General features: G+C 60.7%; 6 protein-coding genes. 5 read left to right on the forward strand and 1 reads right to left on the reverse strand.

Annotated elements, in window-relative coordinates; genetic code table 11:
- Positions 1-197 precede the first annotated feature (197 nt).
- The 4 genes from ACVW0C_RS13970 to ACVW0C_RS13985 all read left to right on the forward strand — a co-directional run bounded on the left by ACVW0C_RS13970 (position 198) and on the right by ACVW0C_RS13985 (position 6,131).
- A complete protein-coding gene (locus tag ACVW0C_RS13970; RefSeq protein ID WP_457386009.1) occupies positions 198-2,009 on the forward strand; it encodes an ABC transporter ATP-binding protein in 1,812 nt (603 codons plus the stop codon).
- Between the two features lie 203 nt (positions 2,010-2,212).
- Entirely contained in the window at positions 2,213-2,965 is a 753-nt protein-coding gene (locus tag ACVW0C_RS13975) for a response regulator transcription factor (RefSeq protein WP_414342492.1), read from the forward strand.
- 98 nt (positions 2,966-3,063) lie between these two features.
- Positions 3,064-5,196: a bifunctional arginine dihydrolase/ornithine cyclodeaminase gene (gene argZ / locus ACVW0C_RS13980; RefSeq protein WP_457386006.1), complete on the forward strand. Its 2,133-nt coding sequence runs from the start codon at positions 3,064-3,066 to the stop codon at positions 5,194-5,196.
- A gap of 68 nt (positions 5,197-5,264) precedes the next feature.
- Entirely contained in the window at positions 5,265-6,131 is an 867-nt protein-coding gene (locus tag ACVW0C_RS13985; RefSeq protein ID WP_457386008.1) for an SAM hydrolase/SAM-dependent halogenase family protein, read from the forward strand.
- Here the strand turns inward: ACVW0C_RS13985 and ACVW0C_RS13990 are convergent.
- Positions 6,078-6,530, reverse strand: a complete 453-nt coding sequence (locus tag ACVW0C_RS13990; protein ID WP_011431920.1) for an Hsp20/alpha crystallin family protein — start codon at positions 6,528-6,530, stop codon at positions 6,078-6,080. The genes ACVW0C_RS13985 and ACVW0C_RS13990 overlap by 54 nt on opposite strands.
- A 287-nt stretch (positions 6,531-6,817) precedes the next feature.
- On the opposite strand from ACVW0C_RS13990, the gene ACVW0C_RS13995 reads away from it, so the two are divergent.
- Positions 6,818-7,093, forward strand: a complete 276-nt coding sequence (locus tag ACVW0C_RS13995; protein WP_414408606.1) for a (2Fe-2S)-binding protein — start codon at positions 6,818-6,820, stop codon at positions 7,091-7,093.
- Positions 7,094-7,381 lie beyond the last annotated feature (288 nt).

A 7,381-nucleotide genomic window follows, 5' to 3' on the forward strand; every position in this document is an offset into this window, starting at 1 on the left:
CACATGGCCGACACTGCGTTTTTAAAGGGCGTCGGCTACGGTCGGCGCTATCCTTCCCCGCCCTGAAGGACGGGGCTTGCCGCGCCTTTTGGTCAGCGGTGCGGAGCACTTTGGAGGCCAAGGCGGGGGCGGTAGTCTATAATCCTGCCAATTCCCCTAATGCGTTCGCGCCAGCGGTGCGGAGCACTTTCGTCGCCATGACTGAGGCTGTCTCTACTGCCGATTCTGCCTTGCTGACCGTACAAGGGCTGCGGGTTTTCTTGCCCAGCCGTGCAGCTGGCGAGCCCTCGGGATCCCCGGTGGTGGACGGGCTGTCTTTCCAGATCGGGATCGGCCAGACCTTAGGCCTGGTGGGGGAGTCGGGATCCGGCAAAACCATGACCGCCCTGACGCTGATTGATCTGCTGCCCAGCTCGGCCCGGGTGGAGGGCAAAATCCTCTTCAAGGGCTCCAACGGAACGGTGGACTGGCTGCAGTTGGATCCCCGGCAACGGCGGCGCTATCGCGGATCCCAGATCGCCATGATTTTCCAGGAGCCGAGCACCGCCCTCAACCCCCTCTACACCTGTGGCCAGCAGTTACAGGAAACCTTGAGGGCCAACACCTCCCTGAGCCCGGCGGAGATCCGCGCCCAAGCCATTCGCCTGTTTGAGGAGGTGCAGCTTTCTCCCCAGATGCTGGAGCGCTACCCTCATCAGCTCTCCGGCGGCCAAATCCAACGGGCGGCCATCGCCTGTGCCATCGCCTCCAATCCCCAACTGTTGATTGCCGATGAGCCGACCACCGCTCTAGATGTTACGGTGCAAGCGGAAATCCTGCGCCTGCTCTGGGAGCTGCAGCAGCACCGGCAGATGGCCATCCTCTTCATCACCCACGATCTCAATTTGGTGGCCGAACTGGCAGATCAGGTGGTGGTGATGCGCCGGGGCCAAGCTGTGGAACAGGGATCGGTGGAGCAGATCTTTCGGGATCCCCAGCATCCCTACACCCGCGGCCTGTTGGCCTGTCGCCCGGTGTTGGAGCGGCGGTTGCGGCGGTTGCCCACCGTCCAGGATTTTCTGGAAAAAGGGGGATCCCCAGAGGAGCAGTGGCAGCAGGTGGAGATCCCGGCTGCCGTTCGCGTAAGCGGGACGGAGTCCTTAGAGGAAGAACGGCTGCGCCGGCTGTACAGTCAGCCCCCCCTGCTGCAGGTGCGGGATCTGCGAACCCACTACGCCGTCCGTCGAGGGCCATTTGGCCGCCAGGTGGGCGAGATCCGAGCTGTGGATGGGATCAGCTTTGACCTCTACCCCGGAGAGACCTTGGGGCTGGTGGGAGAATCCGGCTGCGGCAAAACCACCCTGGGGCGAACCCTGTTGCGCCTGGTCCGTGCCAGCTCTGGCCAGGTGATCTACGACGGCGAGGAGCTGCTCCGCTTGCCGCCCCAACGCTTACGTCGTCTCCGCCGCGAGATTCAGCTGATCTTTCAGGATCCGGCAGCCTCACTGGATCCGCGCATGAGTGTGGGAGCCAGCGTCATAGAGCCGATGGCCCTGCACGGGATTGGGAGAAATGCTGCTGAGCGACGAGCACGGGCCCAACGCCTGTTTGAACGGGTAGGGTTGGATCCGGAAGCGCTGGATCGCCTGCCCCACCAGTTTTCCGGAGGACAGCGGCAGCGGATCTGTATTGCCCGCGCCCTGGCCTCGGAGCCCCGCCTGATCGTCTGCGATGAGGCAGTGTCTTCCCTGGATGTCTCCGTGCAGGCCCAGGTGCTGAACTTGCTCAAGGATCTGCAGGAGGAACTGGGGTTGGCCTACCTGTTCATCTCCCACGACCTGAGCGTGGTCAAGTTCATGAGCGACCGCATCATGGTCATGAACCGGGGCCGCATCGAAGAGCTTGGCCCCGCCTCCCAGATCTACCAGCAGCCGCAGCAAGACTACACCCGCCGCCTCATCGCCGCGTTCGCGCCAGCGGTGCGGAGCACTTCCCCCAAAGGGAGATCCGTTCGCGATAGCGGGCCGTAGGCCTTAAAAACGCACCCATTTGCCCCAAACGGGTTGAAAAGTTTCCCCTGCATCCGGCTCCGGGCTGGGCAACCCTGCGGGTTAACTTCGCAGTAAGATTTGCAATGAGGCTAAAATTAAGTAAACTTCCAGTCGTAAAGCTTCGGCTCTTTGTTAGCACATTTAACAAAACGTTTTATCCGCAGTTTGGGCTGCAACCGGCTATGGCTCGCATACTCATTATTGAGGACGACCCTTCGATTCTGGATATCCTGCGCATCAATCTGGAGTTGGCGGGCTACGAGGTTGTGAAGGCCACCGATGGGGTGCGCGGACAAGCACTGGCTCTGCAAGTTCTCCCCGATCTGATCATCCTCGACCTGATGCTGCCCCAGGTAGATGGCCTGACCGTTTGTCAGCGCTTGCGGCGGGAGGAGCGCACCAGCGAGATCCCGATTTTGATGCTCACCGCCCTCGGCCAAACCCAGGACAAGATCGAGGGCTTTAATGCCGGTGCCGACGACTACCTGACCAAGCCTTTTGAGGTGCAGGAGCTGCTGGTGCGGGTGCGGGCCCTGCTGCGTCGCTCAGACCGGATCCCACAGGCGGCCAAGCATGGGGAGATCCTCACCTATGGCCCTCTCACGCTGGTGCCGGAGCGCTTTGAGGCGTTGTGGTTCGGCAAAACGATCAAGCTCACCCACCTGGAGTTTGACCTGCTCCACTGTCTGATGCAGCGACATGGGCAGACCGTTTCCCCCAGCGAAATCCTGCAGGAGGTGTGGGGCTACGAGCCCGACGACGACATCGAGACCATCCGTGTTCACATCCGCCACCTGCGCACCAAGCTGGAGCCGGATCCGCGCCACCCCCAGTACATCAAAACCGTCTATGGGGCGGGCTACTGTCTGGAGTTGCCCAACATTGCCGATCCCAGCCCACTGCAGCCAGAGCTGGCGAAAGATTCCCACAAATAATGATTCTTTCATGATGATTCTTTCATGATTCTTGAGGATGCTGCTCACGCAACTGCTAATCTAGGGGATGCCCTGCTGCAGATTGCGCTCTGAGATCTATGCCTGGTGCCATTCGGTATTTGATGTGCCCACCCGATCACTACGAGGTGGACTATGTGATCAACCCCTGGATGGTGGGGAATGTTCACCGCTCTTCGCGAGAACGGGCGCTGCAGCAGTGGCAGGCTCTTTATCGGCATCTCTCGCAGCGGGCGGAGGTGAAGCTAATCCAGCCGGTGCCGGGATGGCCGGATATGGTGTTTACGGCGAATGCTGGGCTCATCCTGGGATCCAAGGTGGTGCTGAGCCGTTTTTATCACCCAGAGCGGCAGGGGGAACAGCCCCATTTCAAGGCTTGGTTTGAGGAACAGGGCTACACCGTCTATGAGCTGCCGCCGGCCCTGGCTTTTGAGGGGGCAGGAGATGCTCTGTTGGATCGGGCAGGGCGCTGGCTGTGGGCGGGCTACGGCTTTCGCTCCATGTTGGAGTCTCACCCCTACTTGGCCAAGTGGCTGGGGATCGAGGTGTTGTCTTTGCGGCTGGTGGACGAGCGGTTCTACCACCTAGACACCTGCTTTTGCCCCCTCTCCGAAGGCTATTTGCTTTACTATCCACCGGCTTTTGATGCCTATTCCAACCGCTTGATCGAGATGCGGGTGCCCCCTGAAAAGCGGATCCCGGTTCAGGAGGCGGATGCCATTCACTTTGCCTGCAATGCCGTGGATGTGAACGGCACGATCTTGGTGAATCGGGTCAGCCCAGAGCTGGAAGCCGCCCTACAGGAGCGGGGATTTGCGGTGGTGCAGACGGAGCTGACGGAGTTCCTGAAAGCCGGTGGGGCGGCCAAGTGCCTGACGCTGCGCCTCGACGAGACGGTGGCTCCCCAAACCGATCCGGTGGCCACAGTGCTCAGCCGGACGGTGACCCTCCAGGGACATTTGGTGGACAGCGATCTGCTCACCAGGGCCGTCGATTGCATTGTCGACAATGGCGGCAGCTTCCAGATCCTCAAGTTTCAGCTTGGGGAAAAACGGCAGAGCACCTCTACAGTGGAGCTGGCCGTTTCGGCTCCCACCGAAGAGACCCTGGACACCATCCTCAGCGCCTTGATCGAGCAGGGGGCCCGTCTCTCGGAGGAAACCCAGCAAGATGCCCGTCTGGAGCGGGTAGAGAAAGCAGGGGTAGCGCCCGACGATTTTTATGTCACCACCATCTATCCCACGCAGGTGCGGGTGGCCGGCCAGTGGATCCCGGTGCAGCGTCAGCGCATGGATGGGGTGATCGTGGTCAAGGGATCCGATTGCAATGGCAAGACGGAGTTTTCAGCCTATTGCACCCTGATTCGAGATTTGCAGGTGGGGGATGCCGTGGTGTGTGGGGTGGAAGGGATCCGCACCGTGCGCCAGGCCAGCAAAGAGCGCTCTTCCCAGGAGTTCACCTTTATGGGATCGGGAGTCTCCAGCGAGCGGCGGGTGGAGATCCTGGTGGAGCAGATTGCCTGGGAGCTGCGGCAAATCAAGGAGCGGGGCGGCAAAACGGTGGTGGTGGCAGGGCCGGTGGTCATCCACACAGGCGGCGGATCCCACTTGGCTACCCTGATTCGGGAGGGCTATGTGCAGGCGCTGTTGGGGGGCAATGCCATTGCCGTTCACGATTTGGAGCAGAATCTCTACGGCACCTCGCTGGGGGTGGATCTGTCGCGGGGCACCCCGGTCAAGGGCGGCCACAAGCATCACCTCAAAACCATCAACCTCATCCGCAAGTACGGCAGTATCCGAGCTGCGGTGGAAGCGGGCGTGATTACCGGCGGGGTGTTCTACGAGTGTATTCGCGCTCAGGTGCCCTTCTCCCTGGCGGGATCCATCCGCGACGATGGGCCGCTGCCGGATACGGAGATGGATCTGATCAAGGCCCAACAGGATTATGCGCGGCTGCTGCAGGGGGCCGACATGGTGCTGATGCTCTCCAGCATGTTGCACTCCATTGGTGCCGGGAACATGACGCCTGCCGGGGTCAAGCTGATCTGCGTGGACATCAACCCGGCGGTGGTGACCAAGCTGGCCGATCGGGGATCCCTGGAGTCGGTGGGGATTGTGACCGATGTGGGTCTGTTCTTGAGCTTGCTGGTGCAGCAGTTGGCCCGTCTGGGACAGGTGTACAAACGCCCAGAACCCGCTCTTGCCGCCCGCTAGCCACCCCATCCATAAGCGCTGTTATCTTTTGGGATCCTTAAACTGGGATCCTCAAGCCTCAAAAGGGTATGCCTTTTATTAGCCTGTTGACGGATTTTGGCCTGCAGGATCCCTATGTGGGCATTATGAAAGGGGTGATTCATACCCTTTCCCCACAGGCTCAACTCATCGACCTCAGCCATGGGATCCCGCCTCAGGATGTGGCGGCGGCTCGCTTTGCCCTGATGACGGCCTACCCCTATCTGCCGTCGGGCACCATTCACCTGGCCGTTGTGGATCCGGGGGTGGGGAGTAGCCGCCGGGCGGTGGCCATCCAAACCGAGACGGGCTTTTTGGTCGGCCCCGACAATGGCCTGTTCAGTGGCGTTTTGGCCCAAACCCCGGCGCTGGCTGCTGTGGAACTCAACCGGCCCCGCTATTGGCGCACCCCCTCTCCCAGCCGCACCTTTCATGGGCGGGATATTTTTGCCCCGGTTGCCGCTCATCTGGCCAACGGGATCCCTTTGGCGGAGCTGGGGGATCCCCTAGACATAGCAGAACTAACCCGCTGGGAGTGGCCGCCACCCCAGATGGAGACCAACGGCTGTCGCGGCCTGGTCCAAGCCATCGACCACTTCGGCAACGGCATCACCAACCTGCCCGGACAGTGGGTGGAAGGTCGAAGCTGGAGCGCCTGGATCAAAGGGATCCCCGTCCGCTCCGTGGCCACCTTTGCTGAGGGAGAAGTTGGGGAAGTGCTGGCCCTGGTGGGCAGCTCCGGCTGGGTGGAGATCGTGCAAAACCGAGGCAATGCCAGCCGGGCGCTGGATTTTAAGGTGGGAGATGAGGTGCGCGTGCAGTGGATCCTCACCCCCAGCCCCTCTCCCGAAAAGAGGGGGATCCTAGGCAGGTTGGCTTTCCACTGTCACGGCTTCCGTCGGAGTAGTGGGGTTTGAGGCGCCCACTTGGACTTTGATCACCCGCGCTGCGTCGGCTTTGGGCAGAGTGAGGGTGAGGATGCCGTCGCGATAGGTGGCCGAGACTTTCTCCGGCTGGATGCGGCGGGCCAGCTTGAGGATGCGTTGAAAAGGTTGGGGCTCCACTTCTTGGTAGCGCAATTCAGCACCTTCAGGGCCGTGAACCTGGATCTCGCCGCTGATGGAGAGCTGTTGAGCCGTGGCCTCGATGTGGAAGCGTTCCCGATTGGCACCGGGCACCCACAACTGGACGGTGTAGGCTTCGCCGCTCTCCCAAACCTGCAGAGGAGTGGGCAGGAAGGAGCGAGAGCGTCCCCGGTTGGGCTCCGCTTGCAGAGCTTGTACCTCGAAAAGCGGGCTGAAGTAAAGAGTTGCCATAGTGTCTCCTAGGGTAAATAGGCTAAGTCATCAATGGAGTTGAGGGAAGCGAAGAGATCTCGGCAAAGAAGGCTTGGCCTGCACTTGGGATTTGAATTCACAAAATCCTGCTCTGATCATCCAAGAAAGCCATCCCAGCGAGGGAGGGCAAACCGATCTGCGATAGGCAGGATCCCCTCACCTCATGGGGAAGAGGGATGAAAACAAACAGGGCAATCCAATGGTTCACTCGAAACATTTTGCTCAAAACAGAATGGGGTAGATGTGAGTGAAAAAAGAAGACCGTTATGGATCCCACTCCCATTCCCATCCGATTTCAGGTGAACGGCCAACCCTATGGGCAGGTGGTTCCGCCGGGGATCACTCTGCTGAGCTTGTTGCGGGAGCTGGGCTGGGTGGGGGTACGCCGTGCCTGCGACTCGGGGGATTGCGGGGCTTGCACGGTGCTGTTGGAGGGGGATCCCGTCCACAGTTGCCTGTACCCGGCGGCGCGCTTGCAGGGCCAAGCCATCACCACCATCGAGGGGTTGGCCAGAGGCGGGGAATGGGATCCGTTCGCGTAAGCGGGACGGAGTCCTTTCGCGTCAGCGGGACGGAGTCCTTTGTCGCTACGCGACGCTAACGCGAACGCGTAAGCGGGACGGAGTCCTTGCATTTCACCAAATTTTCGGGCTGGAGGCCCGCACCATAGCCGCAGGCTTGGTGTCGGGAGGAAAGCCCTCCTCTATATAGGTTTGCTGGTCAAAAGCCTGGATGAACTACAATAAGCCCATGAGCCAGACTATCTCTGTACGTTGCAAGCTGATAGTCCCACAAGAGTTGCGTCAAGAAATTGACCGCACTTTGCAGGG

The organism is Thermostichus sp. OS-CIW-26, from assembly GCF_054058395.1.